Below are 20,021 nucleotides of genomic sequence, written 5' to 3' on the forward strand. Positions count from 1 at the left end.
AGCTAACCGGTACTAATGAACCGTGAGGCTTAACCTTACAACGCCGAAGATGTTTTGGCGATTTGAGAAGACGAGCAATATTCAGCTTTGATTCAGATTAGCGGAAACGAAAGATTTTACGCTGAGGCAAGGCGGCAAACGCGGCGAAGGAAGGAGCATACGGTGGTATGTGACTGAGTTCGCAAGAGCAGCCAACACAGTCTCAGTGGAAAAGATTCGTTTCGTGCACCAGAATTTGCCTGGCGGCAACAGCGCGGTGGTCCCACCTGACCCCATGCCGAACTCAGAAGTGAAACGCCGTAGCGCCGATGGTAGTGTGGGGTCTCCCCATGCGAGAGTAGGGAACTGCCAGGCATCAAATTAGCAAGTCAAACCGGGGCAACAAACCGGTGGTTGTAAAGAAATTCGGTGGAGCGGTAGTTCAGTCGGTTAGAATACCTGCCTGTCACGCAGGGGGTCGCGGGTTCGAGTCCCGTCCGTTCCGCCACTTATTTGAAACCGTATCTCATAAGAGATACGGTTTTTTTTCGTCTGTAGATCGCGTAAAAAGGGCACTCATGCCCTTTATGTTACTGTCATGTTACTCCCATCGTTTCAGCAGTAAGCTGGCATTTACGCCACCAAAACCAAACCCATTTGATAATGCATAGTGCATTCGTTTAGGCTGTGCAGTAAGCGCAACCAGATGAAGCCCCGCGGCATCAGCATCCGGGTGATGCAGATTCAACGTTGGTGGAACAATCTGCTCACGCAATGCCTGAACAGTGAAGATTGCTTCAATACCCCCCGCCGCTCCGAGCAGGTGACCGGTCGCTGATTTCGTTGAAGTAATGGCTACCGGATGTGTTGCAAATATGCTCTTAATCGCGGCCAGTTCACCTTTATCTCCAACCTGCGTTGACGTGGCATGGGCATTAATATGCTGAATATCGGCTGAGCTAATACCTGCCTGCTTAATAGCTGCTTCCATCGCCCGACGCGCGCCGTTACCATCTTCTGGCCCGGCAGTAAGATGATACGCATCGGCACTAGTACCATATCCCACCAATTCTGCCAGCGGCGTAGCGCCTCTCGCAAGGGCGTGCTCCAGCGATTCAATAACGACGATACCCGCACCTTCTCCCATCACAAAACCGTCACGATCGCGATCAAAAGGCCGTGATGCCGCCTCGGGGTTATCATTAAAACTGCTGGATAATGCTTTTGCCGCAGCAAAACCGCCAAGACTGACACGATGGATCGCAGCCTCGCTTCCGCCGCACAGGGCAATATCCGCTTCACCGGCGCGAATCATTCGTGCTGCATCGCCAATTGCCTGTGCTCCTGCTGCACAAGCAGTAACTGGTGCGCCAATCGGGCCACGAAAACCGTGGGCAATAGAAACGTGACCGGCAGCCAGGTTGGCGAGAAAGGAAGGGATGGTAAAGGGGGAAAGACGGCGCGGCCCGCGAGTATCAGTGGTGCGTACGGCATTAGCTATCTCATTGAAACCACCAATACCGGTGGCGATCACTGTTGCGGTGCGGTCTCTTTTGGCTTGATCTTCTGGAAACCAATTCGCCTGAGAGAGCGCTTCTTGCGCTGCTACCATCGCAAATTCGATAAAACGATCCATTTTTTTCCGTTCCTTTGATGGGATCGCTACTGAGGGATCGAATCCATGTAGCGGATCGTCTTCAATGGAAGGAACCTGTCCTGCAACTTTACAGGCTATATCCTCAACGATTTCCTCATCGAGCCGGGAGATCCCGGATTTTCCCTGCAATAATGCTTGCCAGACATGCGACACGCCGCAGCCGAGCGGGCTGACGATCCCCATTCCTGTCACGACGACGCGCTTTGTTGGAACGCTCATAACTCTTCTCCTGAACTATCATGGTATCTGCGGCTTTTTCATAAATGGAACAAGCAACGCAGCAATTAAAAAACCCAGCATAATTAACCAGAATGCATCCGAGAAAGCCTGTGTCCGAGCCTCCCGCAGTGCTAAGGCCGAAAGGTTTTTCAGTGTTGCACTGTTGGCTATTTCCGGCGAAACACCCTGGCTCATCAATCGGTTGGTACTGTTCTGAATAAAATCTGTCACTGGAAGGCTGGCGTTATTAAGATGATCGGCAAGGCGGCTATAGTGAAAATTGGTTCGGTCATTGAGCACCGTGCCGCACAGGGCGATACCAATGGCACCACCGAGGTTGCGCATCAAATTAAACAACCCGGATGCCAGTTTTAGGCGCGTGGGAGGCAGGCTACCCAGCGTAAGTGTGACTGTTGGTGCGACAGCAAACTGTTGCGCCAGCCCGCGAAATGCCTGCGGCAACAGCAGCTCCTGCGCTCCCCATTCATGGGTGAGAGGAATAAAGCTGTACATTGAAACCGCAAATCCCAACAACCCCGCCATTAACAGCCAACGTAAATCGACATGGTTGGCCAGCCAGGCATAAAACGGTATCGAGAGCACCTGGAACAAACCGGTAGAAAATACCGCCAGACCGATTTCCAGCGCGCTGTAACCGCGAACAGTCCCAAGAAACAACGGCGTTAAATAGATCGTAGCAAAGATGCCGACTCCTGCCATAAACGAGAAATAGCAGCCCAGCGTAAAGGTTCTGTCCTGCAATGCCCGAAGATCCATCACCGGTTGAGCATGACGGAGGGTACGTACAATAAAAGCAATGCCGCACAGCAACGCTATCCAGCCGGTGGTCGCCAGCGTTGTATCATCAAACCAACCCCAGCGTGGCCCTTCCTCAAGTGTGTACTCCAGACACCCCAGAGAAACGGCGAGCAGGAGAATGCTCAGATAATCAGCTCCGCGCAGAAGCGATGTGTCAGACGTATCGATTTTTACTAATAGCGGAACCGCAATGGTGATGTAAATTCCGGGCAGGATGTTGATAAAAAAAAGCCAGTGCCAGTTAAAATTTTCGGTTATCCAGCCACCGACTGTTGGGCCAAGAGTCGGTGCCAACGATGCCAGGCCGCCAATCGTTGCCGCTGCGATGACTCGTTGTTTCCCCTGGAAAAAAGCAAATGCTGTTGTGAAAACCAGTGGGATCATTGAACCACCTGCCAGGCCTTGTAAGGCACGGAAAGCGATCATGCTTTGAATATTCCATGCCCAGCCGCATAACAGACTCATCACAGTGAAACCGGCCGCAGAAGCGGCAAACAGCCAACGTGTTGACATAACCCGCGCCAGCCATCCGGAGAGAGGAATAATGATGATTTCTGCAATCAGGTAGCTGGTCTGGACCCATACTGTTTCATCGTCCCCGGCGGAGAGCCCACCGCCAATGTCCCGCAGTGAAGCTGAAACAATCTGAATATCAATAAGCGCGATGAACATGCCCACACACATACTGGCGAAAGCAAACACTTTCTGGCTGACTGGCATTGAAACGCCTTGTAACAGCGATGCTGCGCCAGTACTGCTCATTGCGAACTCTTTTCATCAACAGTGACGACAACAGAAAGCCCCGGACGCAATACATCAAGTTTCGCCGCATCACCTTCTAATGCGATACGAACGGGGACACGCTGAACGATTTTGGTGAAATTTCCGGTGGCATTTTCTGCCGGGAGAATGCTAAACCGCGAGCCAGTTGCTGGTGAAACGCTGGCAACATGGCCATGGAAAGTATGACCCGGCAAAACATCTGCCACGATCGTGGCGCTTTGCCCAGGACGCATATGCGTCAACTGGCTCTCTTTAAAATTGGCATCGATCCATAGGCCGTCGGCGGGAACCAGCGAAAGCAGTTGTGTTCCGCTGCTGACGAAAGAGCCGGACCACGCGCGGCGATTACCGATCACGCCATCAAACGGTGCCCGAATTTCGGTATAGCTGAGATTTAATCGCGCCATTGCAAGGCTGGCCTGTGCCTGCACCAGTGCGGCTTGTGTCTGTTTTTCTTTGGCATTCAGCACTAATAACTGGCGTTCAGCGACAGTTGTATCCGCTTGCGCTTTGTTCTCTTCTGCACGGGCACGACGATAATCCGCAGAGGCATTTTCCCTCACCTGGGCTGAAACGGCACTGGACATCACCAGCGCGTTATAGCGGCGATTGTCGTTTGCGGATTTTTCCGTAACGGCTCTGGCTGCCATCAGAGACGCGGACGAACCTTCAATGATGGCCAGTTGCAATTGTCGGGTGGCGTCAATGTCAGCCAGCGCGGCCTGCTGGGCGGCAACTTCACCAATGGCTTGTTCAACGGCGGCCTGGTAGTCGCGATCGTCAAGACGGATCAACAGATCGCCTCTCTTCACTGACATATTGTCCTGCACCGCGAGCTGCTGAATATAGCCGGAAACTTTACTGGAAATTGCGCTGATATCCCCGCCGACATAGGCATCATCAGTCGACTGAATAAAACGTCCGGTTTGCCACCAGTAAACTCCGTAGCTTGCCGCCGCCAACAACCCGCTTGTCAGTGCTATCGACACCAGCATTTTTTTCTTTTTATTCAGCGTCATGATCGCGGCTCATATAGTGTTGCGGTGTGAATTTCTGCACGTTATCGCCAGCCTGTTTTCGTTGCAGATAGTCGTGGCGGTAGTGGATCTGCGGGGATGCCGCAGGGCCTGGAACCATCGTATATTTCTCCGGCGTAATTGGCTCACCGGTTGCTTTATCTACCAGGATTGCCTGGACCGGACGTTGTGTTTCACGTTCAACCAACTGAATTTGTGCCCCTTCCGGGGAGAAGTAACGATTTCCCCATTCAGCCAGCGCAAGGAGCACCGGGCGGAAGTCGCGTCCGAGCTGCGTCAAATGGTATTCGTAACGTGGCGGCGTGCTGCTATAGCTCACTTTTTCCAGCAATCCGTCATCCACCAGTTCTTTCAGGCGACGGGAAAGAATATTCGGAGCAACGTTGGCGCTTTTCTGGAACTCATCAAAGCGTGTGAAACCGGCAAACGCGTCGCGCAGGATTATCATGCTCCAGCTATCCCCAATACGTCCCAGGCTGCGGGCGATGGGGCAAGGAGTAGAGCAAAGCGGTTCATTTTTCATTCTCTGGCCTGGAAATTTTCTGAGTCATTGCGCTCACGGTGACATAGTGACTATCAAAACGCAAGTTACTCATCGCGGATGTTTCCGCCGGACTATTGCTTCTCAGGCAAAAAGTCTCTGCTTTTTATGCCCTTTTTCCTTACCTGGCACCTGGCAATAATCTACGCACTGAGTTAATAAGTGACGAAAGAGGAATTTTTATGTCTATCCCTGCATTTGGTCTGGGTACCTTCCGTTTAACGGATGAAGCGGTGATCGCTTCGGTAAAAAATGCCCTTGAACTGGGTTATCGCGTGATTGATACCGCACAGATTTACGGTAATGAAAAAGCCATTGGTATAGCACTTACTGAAAGTGGTGTGGCACGTGAAGAGCTGTTTATCACCACCAAGATCTGGACAGAAAATCTTGGTGAAGCAAAGCTGATCCCAAGCCTGAAAGAGAGCCTGAAAAAACTGAGTACCGATTATGTTGATCTGACGCTGATCCACTGGCCGTCTCCAGGTGCAGAAGTACCGGTTGCAGTCTCTATGCAAGAGTTGATGAAGGCAAAAGCGCAGGGCCTGACTCGTCAGATTGGCGTATCTAACTTCACCATCCCCTTGATGGAAGAAGCGATCGCGGCGGTGGGTGCAGAGAATATCGCGACCAACCAGATTGAACTCTCGCCGTATTTGCAAAACCACAAAGTGGTTGATTGGGCTAAACAGCACGGTATTCATATCACCTCTTACATGACGCTGGCTTATGGTAAGGCGCTGAAAGATGAAACGATTGACCGTATCGCGCAGAAACATAACGCTACGCCAGCTCAAGTGATCCTGGCCTGGGCGATGGGGGAAGGTTATGCAGTGATCCCGTCTTCCACTAAGCGTGAAAACCTTGCCAGTAACTTACAGTCACAGACACTTAAACTGGATGCAGCAGACAAAGCGGCAATTGCAGGGCTGGATTGCAATGACCGCCTGGTTAGCCCGGAAGGGCTTGCGCCGAAATGGGATTAAGCGATGGAAGAACGGGAGCCTGCACTCCCGTCATTTTTACGCTACTGTCTGCGGTAAATGCTCGCTGACAAAATCGATAAAAGCGCGGATGCGGGTGCTCACTGCCCGGTCGCTGTAGTAGACGGCACTGAACGGCATTTCCACTGGCAGACGCTTATCCGCCAGCAAATCAACCAGTTCCCCACTCGCCAGTTCTTTGTCGATCATATAGTCCGACAGGCTGGCAATACCATTTCCGCTCAAGCACAAATGTTTCAGCGTTTCACCGCTGTTCGACGCAATATCCGGTGTCACTTCATACAGTTGCCCATCGGTAGCAGCAATGGGCCAGACGTTAAGCGAAACCGGCTCGGTAAAACCAAGGCAGACGTGATTGCTTAACTCTTCCACTGTTTCCGGTTTTCCGTGGCGGGCAATATATTCCGGCGAAGCGATAATTTTGCGATAGCTTTTAAACAGCGGACGGGCGCGCAGGCTGGAATCGGTCAGTTTACCTACGCGGATCGCGACATCCACTTTGCGTTCGATCAGGTTGATAAAAGTTTCACTGGAGACCAGAGACAGTTTGATTTCCGGAAAGCGTTCGCGAAACGGTTTTATCAACGGCATCAAAAAATGCAGCACCACGGGTGTGGCTGCGTCGATGCGTAACGTACCGCTGGGCGTGGAGTTGGTCTCCATGATCTCGGTTTCTGCTGCCGCCATCTCCTGCAAGACGTTTTGTACGCGCCGAAAGTAGCGTTCGCCTTCTTCGGTCAGGCTAAGTTGGCGCGTGGTGCGGTTAAGTAAATTAACCCCAAGCTTATTTTCCAGCTTCTTCACAGCGCGGCTAATGGCCGAATTGGCTTGTCCCATGCGTTCCGCTGCCCGGCTGAAGCTGCCGCTTTCAACAACGGCAACGAAAATCGCGAGTTCTTCCGAAGTGGTTTTCATTATTGCCTCTGTAGCAACATTTCAACGATATTTTTCATTCATAAGTTATTTAACCATCTTGCCAGAGATGAGGCCACGACGGGAATGCTTTAGTGATGTCGCTAAGTACTTACTCACCAGAACAGGGGGCTTTTCTGGTGATTGAACGTTGAAACTCGGTGTTAAAATCCCTATAACTGAATGATCACCCGAGGTAGGGGCGGACATCAAAGAGGTTTAAAGCCGAAAGTGTCAAAAAATACCTATGCCATGCGATATGTTGCCGGACAACCCGCGGAGCGAATTTTACCTCCGGGGTCTTTCGCGAGTATTGGCAAGGCGTTACCCGCAGGCGTTCCGCTAAGCAGCGACGAAAAAATCCGTGTTCTGGTGTGGAATATTTTTAAGCAGCAGCGCGCGGAATGGCTATCGGTATTACAAAGTTTTGGTAAGGATGCACATCTGGTTTTACTGCAGGAAGCGCAAACCACGCCGGAACTGGTCCGGTTTGCGACCACCAATTACCTTGCCGCTGATCAGGTTCCCGCCTTTGTTTTACCGCAACACCCTTCGGGAGTAATGACACTTTCCTCGGCGCATCCGGTTTATTGCTGTCCGCTACGCGAACGTGAGCCGATCTTACGGCTGGCAAAATCGGCGTTAGTAACGGTTTACCCGTTGCCTGATTTACGCAATCTAATGGTCGTGAATGTGCATGCGGTGAATTTCAGCCTTGGCGTGGACGTTTACAGCAAGCAATTACTGCCAATTGGCGATCAAATACTGCGCCATAACGGGCCGGTGATTATGGCCGGCGATTTTAATGCCTGGAGCCGTCCGCGCATGAATGCTCTGTACCGCTTCAGCCGGGATATGTCCCTGCGGCAGGTGCGTTTTACCGACGACAATCGCCGGCGTGCCTTTGGTCGACCACTCGATTTTATCTTTTATCGGGGGTTAAACGTGGAGGAAGCTTCAGTTCTGGTGACCCGCGCGTCGGATCATAACCCACTGCTGGTGGAGTTTAGCCCTGGCAAAGCCGGGAAGTAACACGGCGGAAAGGCAAAAAAAAGCACCGTGGGAAACGGTGCTTTTTAATGAGCTTAAATCAGGAATCCGGCGTGGCGCTGTTTTTCACAAAGAGCGTCAGTTGATCGCCTGGCCGCAAATTATCCGTACCGTTGTTCCAGCGCATCACATCCTGGATGTCAACGCCGTGACGTTTTGCGATACTCGACAGCGAATCACCTTTACGCACGCGATACGTAATGCTGTCGCTGTTGCGGGCAAGACGCTGCGCACTGCTACCTGCGCCGACCATCAGGCTCTGACCGATTTTCAGGCTTGCGCCGCGAAGGTTATTCCACTGCTGGAGATCCTTCGTGGTCACGCCGAGGCGTGAGGCAATCGCTGAAAGCGTGTCGCCTGAACGAACTTTGTAGCTGCGACTGGTCAGCGGGATGTTATCCGCCACCTGGGTTGGCTGTACAGCGGCGATTTCGCCGGAGGCCAGAGATTCACGCAGTTGATCGACGTGTTTCTTCGGTACCATCACGTACTGCGGCCCAGCGGAACCGAGCGTGGAACTTTTAACACCAGCGTTAAAGGTTTTCAGCTTGTTCACAGAGATGCCAGCCATTTGCGCCAACTGAGCAACTTCAACCGGGCTGCTCAATCTGACTCGCGCCAGAGCGCGACTTTCGTCTGGCGTTGGCAAATTAACGCCATAACGCTTGCTATTCTTGAGGATATCGCTCAATGCCAGCATTTTTGGCACGTAAATTTTGGTTTCCTGCGGCAGTGAGAGCGACCAAAAATCAGTGGATTTACCCCGAGATTTGTTCGCTTTAATTGCCTTCAGTACACGTCCTTCACCGCTGTTGTAGGCGGCTACGGTCAGTAACCAGTCACCGTCGAACATACGATTCAGACGTTGCATCATGTCGAGTGCGGCTGTTGTAGACGCCACAATGTCACGACGCGCATCGTAATTACGTGTCTGTTTTAAACCATAATTTCGCCCAGTGCTTGGAATGATCTGCCAAATGCCTGCGGCATTGGAGCCAGACGTCGCGTGTGGGTTAAAAGCGCTCTCCACTATGGGTAGTAGTACCAGTTCCATGGGCATGTTACGTTTTTTAACTTGCCCTGCTATCCAGTACATATACGGCTCTGCCCGTAAAGTTACATCGTGGAGATAGCTCTTATTACTTAAATACTTCAGTTTCTGTTCGCGAATCCGGGCATTCTCCGGAATTCCCATCTTTAGCTCGTCGCCAATGGCGGTCCACAAGTCATTGTCATCCTGGCCGGTGAATGTTCCATCATCCATCCACCGCGCCTGACTAGTAAACTTCCATGCTTCCCCTTGACCAGCTGCAGAAAGGCTCTGTGCGTGCTGTTGGACCGTGCTGTCGTGCTTAGACGACTGGCACCCCACGAGCAGGACAGAGGCGAATAATATCGCTTTTGCCTTCATGTGTGTGTCAATAGTAGTTGCTTAAAAGACGAGCGATGATAACGGGACCGCTCAGAAAAGGCAACCAGGAAATATCAGAACTTATCTTTCTTTGCCCGTAACCACGCGAAACGCTCTTCAGGGTGTAGCAAATTTGTTTCTTTATTTATTACATCAATTAAATCAACGTCTTCAGTTCGTAAAAATAAATTAATTCGACGCTCGTTTTTCAGAATTACGGGTAGTGTTTTTTGATTTTTTGCACGTAACTCCTTCACTTCTCGATAGTATTCATTAAGTGCAGCATCCTCCGGCAGGATACTGATTGCAAACTTCATATTCCCTAACGTGTATTCATGTGCACAACAAATGACAGTCTCATCTGGAAGAGCGTTTATTTTACAAAACGATTGATACATCTGTGTTGCTGTACCTTCGAAAAGTCTGCCGCATCCGCCGGAAAAGAGTGTGTCACCGCAAAATAGATAAGGAAAGCTGAAGAAACAGATATGTCCTAAAGTGTGACCAGGCGTGGCGAATACAGAAAATTTATACCCCAAAACAGAGATGACCTGGCCATCAGTGACAATGTGTGTAGCACCTTTATCTTGCGTCTCCGCAGGGCCATACACTACGACGTTGGGATACCGCTGACGCAGTTTTTCCACACCGCCAACATGGTCATTGTGATGATGTGTTAAGAAGATGGCTTCCGGGTGCCACTGTTTCTCTTCAAGGGCTTGCAGTACCGGAGCGGCTTCGCCCGGATCGACAATCAAACAATGCCCGTTATCATTGTTCAGTACCCAGATGTAGTTATCCTTGAAGGCGGGAATACTGTTAAGATTCATAAAATACCTCTCAAAGCGTAGCGGAAGGTGGTGATGAAACCGGCAAGGACTCCTCAGACATTTGTGGCACCAGTAAGCTGGAATGATTTACCCAAAGGCGCATATTACCGTGAGGCGCTGGAAGAAGAACTCAATCCGTGGTTTGCAAAAATGTATGGTTTTCATTTGCTTAAGATCGGTAATCTCAGCGCAGAAATCAATGCCGAAAGTTGCGCCGTTTCCCATCAGGTGAATGTTTCCCTTGCTGGAGAACCCATGCAGGTTCGTGCCGATCCGCTGTATCTGCCCTTTGCGGAAAAATCCGTTGATGCTTGCTTGCTGGCGCATACACTTTCCTGGTGTACCGATCCGCACCGTTTATTGCAGGAAGTTGATCGTGTACTGATTGATGACGGCTGGTTGGTGATGAGCGGTTTTAATCCGATTAGCCTGCTCGGCCTTGCGAAGGCCGTACCGTTTGTCCGCCGCTCGCCAGCCGTCAAAAGCCGCATGTTTACTCTGATGCGCCAGTTCGACTGGTTATCACTGCTCAATTTCGAAGTGTTACATTATAGTCGTTTTCGCGTGCTTCCATGGACGAAGCAGGGCGGTAAACTGCTTAGCTCGCATTTACCTGCGCTGGGGTGCATGCAGGTGATCGTCGCCCGCAAACGCACCGTTCCCTTGACGTTCAACCCGATGAAGCAGAGCCGTAACAAAACGCCAGTGCGCCAGGCCGTTGGTGCAACGCGCCAGTCTTAAGCCTCTGGCTGATAACCAACATCTTCCAGTGTTGGGTTCATCGCAGCCACTCGCGCCAGCTCATCGCAGCGTTCGTTTTCCGGGTGCCCGGCATGACCTTTGACCCATTCCCATTTGATTTGATGCTGGCTGAGCGCTGCATCCAGCCGCTGCCAGAGATCAACATTCTTCACCGGTTTTTTCTCTGCGGTTTTCCAGCCGCGCTTTTTCCAGTTGTGGATCCACTGGGTGATCCCCTGGCGCACGTACTGGCTGTCGGTGCTGAGCACAATTTCGCAATGCTCTTTTAATGCTTCCAGCGCCACGATAGCGGCCATCAATTCCATGCGGTTGTTGGTTGTCAGACGGTAGCCTGCGCTGAAGGTTCTTTCATGCTGGCGATAGCGTAAGATAGCGCCGTAACCGCCAGGACCTGGGTTACCGAGACAAGATCCGTCGGTGAAAATTTCTACCTGTTTAAGCATCTCTGGTAGACTTCCTGAGTTGAAAACGACAAGTCTGACATAAATGGCCGCTATGAGCACTGCAATTACACGACAGATCGTCCTTGATACCGAAACTACCGGTATGAACCAGATCGGCGCCCACTATGAAGGGCACAAAATTATTGAAATTGGTGCGGTAGAAGTCGTCAATCGGCGACTCACCGGCAATAACTATCATATCTACCTGAAGCCCGATCGGCTGGTCGATCCCGAAGCGTTTGGCGTTCACGGTATTGCCGATGAATTCCTGCTGGATAAACCTACATTCGCCGATATCGCCGATGAATTTATCGATTATATTCGCGGTGCAGAGCTGGTGATCCATAACGCATCGTTTGATATCGGCTTTATGGATTATGAGTTCGGCAAGCTGAATCGCGGGATCCCTAAGACCGATACATTCTGTAAGGTCACCGATAGCCTGGCGCTGGCGCGTAAAATGTTTCCGGGCAAGCGTAATAGCCTCGACGCGCTCTGTTCTCGTTATGAAATCGACAACAGTAAACGTACGCTGCACGGGGCGTTACTCGATGCCCAGATCCTCGCTGATGTGTATCTGATGATGACCGGCGGCCAGACATCGATGAAATTTTCGATGGAAGGCGAAGGGCAGTCTCAGGCAGGAGATGTGGGGATCCAACGTGTTGTCCGCGCTGCCAGTAAGCTGCGCGTTGTTTTAGCCAGTGATGAAGAGCTGGCAGCCCATGAATCACGCCTGGATTTGGTGCAGAAAAAGGGCGGAAGCTGCTTGTGGCGCGGCTAAATTAGGCACTTATACGTGAATATTTGCTGCATGGGTGATTTTTGCAGCAAATGATTAAAAACAGAAGAAAAAGCGTTGACGGCACCTGGCGCAATACGTAATATGCGCCTCGTTCCCTGACGGGAACACAGCGGAGCGGTAGTTCAGTCGGTTAGAATACCTGCCTGTCACGCAGGGGGTCGCGGGTTCGAGTCCCGTCCGTTCCGCCACTATTCAGGCCCATGTTATTCATTAACATGGGCCTTTTTGTTTTTTCGGCATACCATTCAATATGCCATTACCGTCTGGTTTGTGCTGGCAGTCCAGAGAAGGCATTCGATGGTGTATTCACCTCGCTGCCAGCGCTCCCGGGTAATGTCGGGCGATAATGTCATTCAGCTTATCAATCAGTTCAGCAAGTTCATTACCGTCGATATCCACGCTAACCCGGCCCATATTGAGAGCCTGGACATTGGCGGTATCAGCTTCGGTCAGGAATAAATTCATAAATGTCGCCGCTGAGCCGCGTTCCCCGCGATGAGTGATCCTTTTATACTCCTTGCATCAGCCTCGTTGCCCGCCAGGTCCGGAGAATATTGTCAACGTCGGGTGAAAAGTGAACAACTTACATCGCCACCGATGGTCTAATTGCTCCACCGTTTTACTCCGTCATGCTGGCGGCTATCCGACTTTCTGGCCAGAGAAAACCCTGGCCAAATTGAGCACCTGACGCACAGGCCCGTTTCAGGTCCTGTGTGGTTTCAATCCCTTCGACAAGGACAGACTTAGCAATCTTCTCTCTGACGAATTGAACAAATGCGTCAAACCGGGCATTCGTGTTCAGCTCTGCGCGGTCAAGTTTTATGCCGTCTACCGGCAGGGCAAGACGTGCATAGTCGTCCACCAGCTCGAGAGTTATGTCATCCAGCCAGATTTTCCAGCCTGCCGCTTTTAGCTGGTGTAGGTTTTTATAGATGCTGCGTTGCTCTGCGGCACTCATGCGGGCCAGGATGGACGGGTCCTGAATTTCTATCGTTAAGCGCTGCTGGTGGCGTAGCGCAAGCAACCGACAGATAGCTCTGGCATCGAGCAGCTGAGCTGCCGGGAGATTAAGCCAGTATTGGCCTTTGTCTGGCATCTGCAACAGCATATTGGCCTGCCAGAAAAAAATTTGCATCGCATAGTGGGTGGGCAGCGAAGCAAAGAGTACATCAAGATCCATGTTGTGGATCTCCACGAGAACCTCATATGCTACGGCCTGGCCGGAATGAAAATCGACTAGAGGCTGAAAGCGCAGCCCCGTGATGGTATGCAGTATGGGGGGGGAAAGCACGGTGTACATGGTAAAACCTTCAGAAAAAAGTTCCCGCATACACGGGAACAAGGGCAAACGATACATGGTCGAACAGTCAATTCAATATCCAGCGGATGCTCTTTCAGGAATGGTGTGAAGCATATTACCTGAACACCACACGAAGTCCGGGCTTCCGGGGGAACCCGTTGGTGTGGGTGAAGTATTAGCCCCTACTGGTATGAAAACGTAATGCTGGCCAGCGCATTGGCCGAGCCGGGAACCAGTTCGCCGGTTCGGATGTACTGAGCCTGGAACGGCAAAGTGAGCGTTTGTGCCGCCGTGGTGCTCTGGATAAAGAACTGGCCGGTCGCGCCTGCGGCCGAGCTGTCCGGCCCCATCATCAGTGGCCCGCTGCCGTTGTAGAAAAATTGCACCCCAACGCCGGATGCCGTGGAGTCCCCGGTCAGCGTCACCACCGACGAGGTGTTCGACGGCGTGGTCTGATCGGTCATTACCGCGTTAACCGCCACGTTAGCGTCGCAGGTCAGGCCAACGGTAAACGTCCCCGATGGCGACGTGCTTCCTACTGTAGGCAGAGTGCGAATATCAATTGTACCCAGCGCCACGCTGGCGTTTTTGCTGCCGACCGTGCACCCGCTTGCGGTCACCGTGATGGTGGTCGGGCTGATAATCACCTGCGCCGTTCTCGTCTCGTTGCTAAAGGCGGTTAAGACCGCTGCGTTGATGCTCGGGATTTGATAGACGCCGGATTTCAGGGCAGCACCGGTTTTAATAAAGGTGACCTTTGCTGACCAGCCCAGATCCTGGGTCATACCACTAGAGCCCTCTGTCGGGTAGCTTTGCGTTACACCGGTTTGCAGCGGGATATATTTTGTACTCTTAAAATCCTTCAGCCCGATGATATACCCCACGCCCGGTACGCCGGTCTCAAAAATGGTGTAGTTCACACCGTCGACGGTGACCGTCATCCCGCTCGAGATGGCGCTGCTGCTGGGCTGTAGGGTGCTTTTGTTGCAGGCAAAAACGAGCAGCCCGCACCAGAACACCTGCTGTACGCTGGCGGTGGCGCTCCAGGTCGGGCCGATAATGTTGCCCGGCACAACCGAATCTGCCGGTCCGCTGTAGGTCATCGGCTGAGGGGAGAGCGTAATGTCCGATTTCCATTCCAGGGCCTGTGCGCTGACACAGAATAAAAACCCACTGATAAAAAAGAATAAACGCATTATTGATACTCCGTTGTCCATGTGGCGAAGGCTGACACATCACCGGCACTCACTGGCGCACCGGTGGCGACAAGCTGTGCATAGAAGGTCATCTGAACGCTGTCATTGCCCGCCATTCCCAGCGCGGCGGTTTGTGTGTTCAGGGGGATCTGCACGCTGTCTTTATCGAGAATTTGTACCGCCACGCCGGTTGCGCCGCCGTCGGCAATTTTTACCAGTTGTGGGTTGTTGTCATCCGGGGTACCGCTGAAGCGGATTTTTACGCCAGCAAAGGTCGGCCCGCACGCTTCTAGCCTGAGCGTGAAGGGCGTTTTGATATTGCTGATGTCCCCGGAATGACGAAATTGTTTAATACCAATGGTTCCCAGCGGAACGTCCTGCTCTTTAGAGTCAGCCGCGACAGTGCAGGTGTTGCCGATCAAATTACCGGTGACGGAAACCAGCACGTCATAGCCGCGAACGGGGAGAGTGAAAACCAGCAGCAGGGCGATGCTGGTCATCCGAAGCGTTACTGACATACCACCTCCTGTGAATAAAGACCTGTTCGGGCGTTATAACTCTGCTTGTTTAACGCATAGTTTATGGTGCAACGCTGGTCGCTGTTGCGCCCCCACACTGCGCTTAGATTGCCCTTCGCAGGCAAGCCGGACAGATACAAACTGCCGCCATCGCCAACAATGCCGCTGGTTTTGTCATCATCCAGTGAGACCAGCGTGCCGAAGGGGAGCACATCATTACCGTGACGCACGATAAACATCGCTTTTTTCCCCTGCCGTGTAACAAGGCTGGCGCGAACCAGAGCGCCTTCGGTTGGCGTTTTGTTGACGATGGCATTCTCGAGCTCAATATCGTTGCCCACAGTCGTGACATCCAGTGCGACCTGATTCACGCGGTACGGCGTGGCGTACGGGATCACCGCGTAGCCCCGACTGTCTGTTTTAATGCCCTTGTGATTAAGCACGGCAACATTACTGGCCCCAGGGGCCTTCACCAGTATGTTGGTATTACCGAGCGGCTGGCTCAGCGTCAAACCATCTTCATGCAGCACCACGCCGCCATTCATTCCGTAGCTGAGGTTGTGGGAATCGTGGGTGTAGCTGTAGCCGAGGTTATAATCCCCGTGTGCGCCTTCGTACTGTAGGGTGGCATCGCCGCCGTACTGTTGCTGCCTGCTGTAACGCTGGTTCACGCTATAAAACAGGTTCTCCTGGCCCGGTAGATAACCGCTCACGCCGGTACTGGTGGTGGTACCAGTTGAATCCGCATGGGTAGTGGTAAAGCGAGCACGGGTCGACAGCGTCGGGTTGCCCAGTGGTACCGAAAGGGACATCGCCAGAACATTATCTTTCTTGTCGTCATACAGGCTGGTGCTACGCTGGACGCTGACGCCAAGCGATACATTACGAAACGTGGCGTTCCACGCAAACTGCAGGCTTTGCGTTGTTTTCGGCGTGTTCCAGAAGGTTTGCTGATCCCACGATAATGACAGCGAGCCGTATTGTCCCATCGGCTGCGACAGCAGCAGTTGGTTTTTGGCTTTACGCGCCGTTAGCAGGTTATACACCGTGTCGTAGTGGGTGGTGATGGTGCCATCATCCTCCACGATCTGCTTTGGCGACCCACCCGCCATGCCTTTGTACGTGGTATCGCTGAGAGTATAAAACCCTTTCGTTGAGTAGCGCAGCGAGAAGAAATTGACCCGCGTGCCGATATCGTTCAGCAGTTTACTGTACCTCAGGCGCACGGAATCGCCGGTGTAGTGCCTGTCATCTGCCAACTGGCTGCGGGCGTGGGTCAGGTCAATGGAGTAGGCGCCAAAGCGGCCAAGGTTCTGCCCAAATCCGAAAGCCAGACCGTTATAGCGATCGGCAAGCTGCGCCCCGCCGTAAAACGTTAGGCCATATCGCCAGCCGTAGAACAGCTCACCTTGCGCGAAAGACGGCGTATATTGATTGCCAGTCGGACGATATTTCCCCACCCCAAGGGCATATTTCACCTGCTCGTTACGCACCAGGTTTGGCACGCTGGCAAAGGGAATGGTGTATTTCGTCTGACGGCCGTCGTTCTCCTGAATGGTGACCGCGAGATCGCCACCGGAGGAGGTCGGATAGAGATCTTTCAGCACAAACTCCCCCGGCGGAACAGAGGTTTGATAGATGATGTTGCCGTTCTGGCGAACCGTCACTGTAGCGTTGCTGCGTGCGATGCCGCGGACTTCCGGCGCATAGCCGCTCAGGCTGGCAGGCAGCATATTGTCATCGGTTTTCAGTGCCATGCCACGCAGGCCCACAGAGTCGAACACCTGCGCAGAGGTATACGTTTCACCGGCGTACACCTGGGCGTTCAGGAAGGGAATATCCCGCTGCAGCCAGGTCTGCACATGGGTAAGCTCGTTATTGTCTTTGGTCCACGTGGTGAAATCACGCAACCGCCACGCGCCGAGATTGACGCCGCTGTTCAGGCTTGCAAACAGTTGCCGATTGCGGGTGCGCGTCTCGCCCTGATATTCACTGTTCGAGCCATTCACCACATAATTTAGCCACGCGGCAGGAATACCCGCCTCCCAGCTTTCCGGGCTGACATACCCACGCGGCAAATTGCGCATCACGCTCTGCGGTACGGTGACACTCAGGGTGAGCGTCTGCTGGTCAAAATCAAACCGAGTGTCGGCAAATGCCTGTGTCAGGAAGATGCAGCGCTGCGCGCGTGGTAGCGCTCCGCCCCTGGCCTGCTGACTGTCAATACCCAGTGCGGCGATTTGTTCAGGCGTGAAGCACGGCAGGACTTCTCCTGCGGTGTTTTCAGCGACGCGGAACATGACGTTGCCTGTGAACGCATAGTTGTTATTGATATACACGTTGAGATTGTAATCACCCGGCGGCAATGCGCTGCCGGCGTTGACCCAGGCAAGATCGGCGCTGTTGGCGCTCTCGCCGTTGAGGAACGCGGGGTTAAATTGCAGCTCGCTTTCAGCAGCAACGGCTTGTCGAATCACCATGGATAGCACCGTGGCGCACAGGATTTTCCTTTTCACGTGGTCACGCCTCACTGTTGTTATTATTGAGTCAACGACGCGCGGGTAGTGGGCGTCCATGCTCCGTAATCGTTAATAGTCTGGTAGCTCACACTGTTTGCGCGGCTGAAGGTTTCGGCCAGCGTCACGCTGGATTTCGGCGGTACCATCACTGGCTTTACCGACATACCATCAATTTTTAGGTTGATGGTGGTGAGGTAATACGGTGTTGGATTGGTGAGAGTGACCTTTCCGGCACGATACGCACCGGCAAGGCTTTTCCATGCCTCTCCTGCGCCTTTCCCGAGGCTGTCCGGGCGATAAAAGACCTTGATGCGGTTAGCAGAAGCAAACTGCAGTGAATTCCCGGAACTGCTTTTAACCTGCTGCGGGATGGCCTTGACTGTCATCCAGTAGAGCGTTTCCCGATCCTCTGGCAGGTTCTTACCGTTAAACATGATTTTCACCACGCTTTCGCTGGCGGGTTTTATGACGTACAGCGGTGGCGTAATGACGAAGTCGTTGGTTCGTTCCCCTTTTTCATTTTCCATCCATGACTGGATCAGGAACGTGGAATCAGGATGTGTGTTCCTTACTTGCAGCATGGACTGGGTGGTAGCGCTGGAGTAAACCATCCGCGTTGCGCCCAGCCCCACGCCACCAGCCCAGACGGCGGTTGAGCATAATGTGGCAGCCAGAAAAATACATGTGCTTACGCGCATAGTGGGTCTCCTCAATGCTGAGTCTGGCCCGGCCGATAAGCCGGGCCAGAAGATTATGAATAGGTAACTGTGTAGGTCGCGACGGCGCTGGCATCCCCTGCCGTGGCATTGCCCTTCGGCGAATAATATTTCGCGCTGAAGTTCAGGGTGTTGGCGCCCTTACGTAAAGGGATAGCGGTGGCAGACTCGCCCAGCTTAACCACGTTGCCCTGCTCGTCGTACAGACGGATAGCGACGTTTTGCGCCGAGTTTGTACTGCCGTTTGACCCGACTGCCAGACTATTGGCATCGGCGGTGTCCGGAGTACCGGTGAAAGTGACTGCCGCGGTTGTTGAGGGCGAGGTAGCGGTGATTTCGCAATCTTCCAGAGTGATTGCAAATGCTTTTGCGGTGTTGGCTTCACTGCCTGCGGTAGCCAGTACTGCGGTGCGCACTTCCCCCATATCGACATCAATGTTGGCGCTGCCTGCACTGATGGCACATGCAGAGGTCACCACTTTGCCGTTGAAGTTAACCGTGCCGCCGCTGGTTGTCGCAGCCAGTGCCGCTCCCGCAGGCAGGACTACCGCAATGGCTACGGCAAGCAGAGTTTTTGTTTTGAATTGAGTTTTCATTGTACGGATTCCATGTTGTTATATCGATATTTGCTCTGAAAACAGCAGGTCTGACTGGTTAAAAAGACCAGCAAATCTGTCTTATTTCTGAGCCCGAGTTTTCTTATCGCTGAGCTTTTTAACGCGCTGACACGACGGTAAGAAAGCTGCTCTGTTTCGGCGATGTAACGCATATCCAGACCCTTTCGTAGGTCTTTCAATACCTTCCATTCACCCGGCGTCAGCGATAACGCCGTGGGTTTCTTTTTAGGGCGATAACGCCTATCAACCATTTTTAATAAGCTGGTTCGCCAGTGATAAATGGGTTCCTGCAGTGAGATATAGGCATCTATATCACCGTGTACCCACAGCCAGGAATTTGCCGACGCAGAGTACACACAAATAAGTACATCGGGATGCCGGGCTTTGATATTTCTTATATATTTCAGGAAATCAAAACCTGCATGATGCTTTTCCATACCAGATAAAAAAAATACGTCTACGGGTGTTTTCGAAAGCATTGTGTCCATTAGTGAGTAATCATCACTTGATGCTTTTATATTTATTTCAGGAATGGCGCTTTTTAATACTTCGCTGATCCCTTTGCGTGCAAAGTGATCTCCGCCCAATAGTGCGATTGTTAAATGACGTTTGTTGTCTGGATTTAACATGTTATTCCCCCGATTTATAATTTTAATGAGGTAAGTCTTTCTGGCAGAACGATGCCTGTATTTTCGAAGCAATTAAGTATCGCTATGGTGTGGGCTGATTATACTGATAGAGTGAAATGAATGATCTCAATTAATCTCAATTAATCTCAACTGGCATTAAGTTTAACTATAAAAGCATTCTCACTGTATCTCTATTTAATCGGCTGCCACTTACTTGCCTGTAAATAATCATACCGTCATTTTTTAATGAAAAGTTGGCTTTAATAAATGTTTT

General features: G+C 52.1%; 19 protein-coding genes, 2 tRNA genes, 1 rRNA gene and 1 pseudogene. 7 read left to right on the forward strand and 16 right to left on the reverse strand.

The features are described 5' to 3' along the window. The first annotated feature begins 238 nt into the window (after positions 1 to 238). Positions 239 to 354, forward strand: a 5S ribosomal RNA gene (gene rrf, locus GA0061070_RS10265). Between the two features lie 56 nt (positions 355 to 410). Continuing rightward, positions 411 to 487 (forward strand) — tRNA-Asp (locus GA0061070_RS10270). A gap of 93 nt (positions 488 to 580) precedes the next feature. On the opposite strand, the gene fabF is transcribed toward GA0061070_RS10270, so the two are convergent. Genes fabF through GA0061070_RS10290 form a run of 4 tightly spaced genes read right to left on the reverse strand, consistent with a single transcriptional unit; the run spans position 581 to position 5,017 of the window. Beyond that, on the reverse strand, positions 581 to 1,855 hold the full coding sequence (gene fabF / locus GA0061070_RS10275; protein WP_090135846.1) for a beta-ketoacyl-ACP synthase II: 1,275 nt from the start codon (positions 1,853 to 1,855) through the stop codon (positions 581 to 583). A gap of 18 nt (positions 1,856 to 1,873) precedes the next feature. Next, positions 1,874 to 3,436, reverse strand: a complete 1,563-nt coding sequence (locus tag GA0061070_RS10280; protein ID WP_090135848.1) for a DHA2 family efflux MFS transporter permease subunit — start codon at positions 3,434 to 3,436, stop codon at positions 1,874 to 1,876. After that, a complete protein-coding gene (locus GA0061070_RS10285; RefSeq protein ID WP_090135850.1) occupies positions 3,433 to 4,476 on the reverse strand; it encodes an HlyD family secretion protein in 1,044 nt (347 codons plus the stop codon). The genes GA0061070_RS10280 and GA0061070_RS10285 overlap by 4 nt, the downstream gene beginning before the upstream one ends. Further along, positions 4,463 to 5,017: a winged helix-turn-helix transcriptional regulator gene (locus tag GA0061070_RS10290; protein WP_090135852.1), complete on the reverse strand. Its 555-nt coding sequence runs from the start codon at positions 5,015 to 5,017 to the stop codon at positions 4,463 to 4,465. The genes GA0061070_RS10285 and GA0061070_RS10290 overlap by 14 nt, the downstream gene beginning before the upstream one ends. Before the next feature lie 200 nt (positions 5,018 to 5,217). Between GA0061070_RS10290 and dkgB the strand changes: the two genes are divergently transcribed. Beyond that, the gene (gene dkgB / locus GA0061070_RS10295; protein ID WP_090135853.1) at positions 5,218 to 6,021 is read left to right on the forward strand and encodes a 2,5-didehydrogluconate reductase DkgB; all 804 of its coding nucleotides are present in this window, start codon (positions 5,218 to 5,220) and stop codon (positions 6,019 to 6,021) included. 36 nt (positions 6,022 to 6,057) lie between these two features. Here dkgB and yafC read toward each other — a convergent pair whose 3' ends face one another. Continuing rightward, the gene (gene yafC / locus GA0061070_RS10300) at positions 6,058 to 6,954 is read right to left on the reverse strand and encodes a DNA-binding transcriptional regulator YafC (RefSeq protein WP_090135855.1); all 897 of its coding nucleotides are present in this window, start codon (positions 6,952 to 6,954) and stop codon (positions 6,058 to 6,060) included. A 228-nt stretch (positions 6,955 to 7,182) separates the two neighbouring features. Between yafC and GA0061070_RS10305 the strand changes: the two genes are divergently transcribed. Beyond that, the gene (locus GA0061070_RS10305) at positions 7,183 to 7,983 is read left to right on the forward strand and encodes an endonuclease/exonuclease/phosphatase family protein (RefSeq protein WP_090135857.1); all 801 of its coding nucleotides are present in this window, start codon (positions 7,183 to 7,185) and stop codon (positions 7,981 to 7,983) included. A 58-nt stretch (positions 7,984 to 8,041) separates the two neighbouring features. On the opposite strand, the gene mltD is transcribed toward GA0061070_RS10305, so the two are convergent. Together mltD and gloB are read right to left on the reverse strand one after the other, a co-directional pair. After that, positions 8,042 to 9,412: a murein transglycosylase D gene (gene mltD / locus GA0061070_RS10310; protein ID WP_090135859.1), complete on the reverse strand. Its 1,371-nt coding sequence runs from the start codon at positions 9,410 to 9,412 to the stop codon at positions 8,042 to 8,044. 74 nt (positions 9,413 to 9,486) lie between these two features. Continuing rightward, a complete protein-coding gene (gene gloB / locus GA0061070_RS10315) occupies positions 9,487 to 10,242 on the reverse strand; it encodes a hydroxyacylglutathione hydrolase (protein WP_090135860.1) in 756 nt (251 codons plus the stop codon). A gap of 33 nt (positions 10,243 to 10,275) precedes the next feature. Here gloB and GA0061070_RS10320 point away from each other — a divergent pair, with 33 nt between their 5' ends. Next, complete coding sequence (locus tag GA0061070_RS10320; RefSeq protein WP_090135861.1) at positions 10,276 to 10,983, forward strand: class I SAM-dependent methyltransferase; 708 nt, start codon at positions 10,276 to 10,278, stop codon at positions 10,981 to 10,983. Here GA0061070_RS10320 and rnhA read toward each other — a convergent pair. Next, a complete protein-coding gene (gene rnhA, locus GA0061070_RS10325; RefSeq protein ID WP_090135863.1) occupies positions 10,980 to 11,447 on the reverse strand; it encodes a ribonuclease HI in 468 nt (155 codons plus the stop codon). The two genes, GA0061070_RS10320 and rnhA, sit on opposite strands and share 4 nt — an antisense overlap. 52 nt (positions 11,448 to 11,499) lie before the next feature. Between rnhA and dnaQ the strand changes: the two genes are divergently transcribed. After that, positions 11,500 to 12,231, forward strand: coding sequence for a DNA polymerase III subunit epsilon (gene dnaQ / locus GA0061070_RS10330; protein WP_090135864.1), 732 nt, complete (start codon positions 11,500 to 11,502; stop codon positions 12,229 to 12,231). 132 nt (positions 12,232 to 12,363) lie between these two features. Beyond that, positions 12,364 to 12,440, forward strand: a tRNA-Asp gene (locus tag GA0061070_RS10335). Positions 12,441 to 12,600: 160 nt separating this feature from the next. Here GA0061070_RS10335 and GA0061070_RS25150 read toward each other — a convergent pair. The 8 genes and pseudogenes from GA0061070_RS25150 to GA0061070_RS10375 all read right to left on the reverse strand — a co-directional run. Further along, positions 12,601 to 12,717, reverse strand: a pseudogene (locus GA0061070_RS25150) (DUF5983 family protein); the annotation flags it as partial. A gap of 154 nt (positions 12,718 to 12,871) precedes the next feature. After that, positions 12,872 to 13,552 carry an EAL domain-containing protein gene (locus GA0061070_RS10345; protein ID WP_090135866.1) on the reverse strand — a complete coding sequence of 227 codons (681 nt, stop codon included), beginning with the start codon at positions 13,550 to 13,552 and terminating at the stop codon, positions 12,872 to 12,874. Positions 13,553 to 13,734: 182 nt separating this feature from the next. Beyond that, positions 13,735 to 14,748 (reverse strand): fimbrial protein, encoded by a 1,014-nt coding sequence (locus GA0061070_RS10350; protein ID WP_090135868.1) that lies wholly within the window; start codon positions 14,746 to 14,748, stop codon positions 13,735 to 13,737. Beyond that, positions 14,748 to 15,266: a fimbrial protein gene (locus GA0061070_RS10355; RefSeq protein ID WP_090135869.1), complete on the reverse strand. Its 519-nt coding sequence runs from the start codon at positions 15,264 to 15,266 to the stop codon at positions 14,748 to 14,750. Before GA0061070_RS10355 ends, GA0061070_RS10350 begins: the two co-directional genes overlap by 1 nt. Next, the gene (locus tag GA0061070_RS10360) at positions 15,257 to 17,782 is read right to left on the reverse strand and encodes a fimbria/pilus outer membrane usher protein (protein ID WP_090135871.1); all 2,526 of its coding nucleotides are present in this window, start codon (positions 17,780 to 17,782) and stop codon (positions 15,257 to 15,259) included. Before GA0061070_RS10360 ends, GA0061070_RS10355 begins: the two co-directional genes overlap by 10 nt. Positions 17,783 to 17,805: 23 nt before the next feature. Next, on the reverse strand, positions 17,806 to 18,483 hold the full coding sequence (locus GA0061070_RS10365) for a fimbrial biogenesis chaperone (RefSeq protein WP_090135873.1): 678 nt from the start codon (positions 18,481 to 18,483) through the stop codon (positions 17,806 to 17,808). Positions 18,484 to 18,536: 53 nt separating this feature from the next. Further along, positions 18,537 to 19,097, reverse strand: coding sequence for a fimbrial protein (locus GA0061070_RS10370; RefSeq protein WP_090135875.1), 561 nt, complete (start codon positions 19,095 to 19,097; stop codon positions 18,537 to 18,539). After that, positions 19,094 to 19,747: a LuxR C-terminal-related transcriptional regulator gene (locus GA0061070_RS10375; protein ID WP_090135877.1), complete on the reverse strand. Its 654-nt coding sequence runs from the start codon at positions 19,745 to 19,747 to the stop codon at positions 19,094 to 19,096. The genes GA0061070_RS10370 and GA0061070_RS10375 overlap by 4 nt, the downstream gene beginning before the upstream one ends. Positions 19,748 to 20,021 lie beyond the last annotated feature (274 nt).

This window comes from Kosakonia oryziphila, from assembly GCF_900094795.1.
GTDB classification, from domain to species: domain Bacteria; phylum Pseudomonadota; class Gammaproteobacteria; order Enterobacterales; family Enterobacteriaceae; genus Kosakonia; species Kosakonia oryziphila.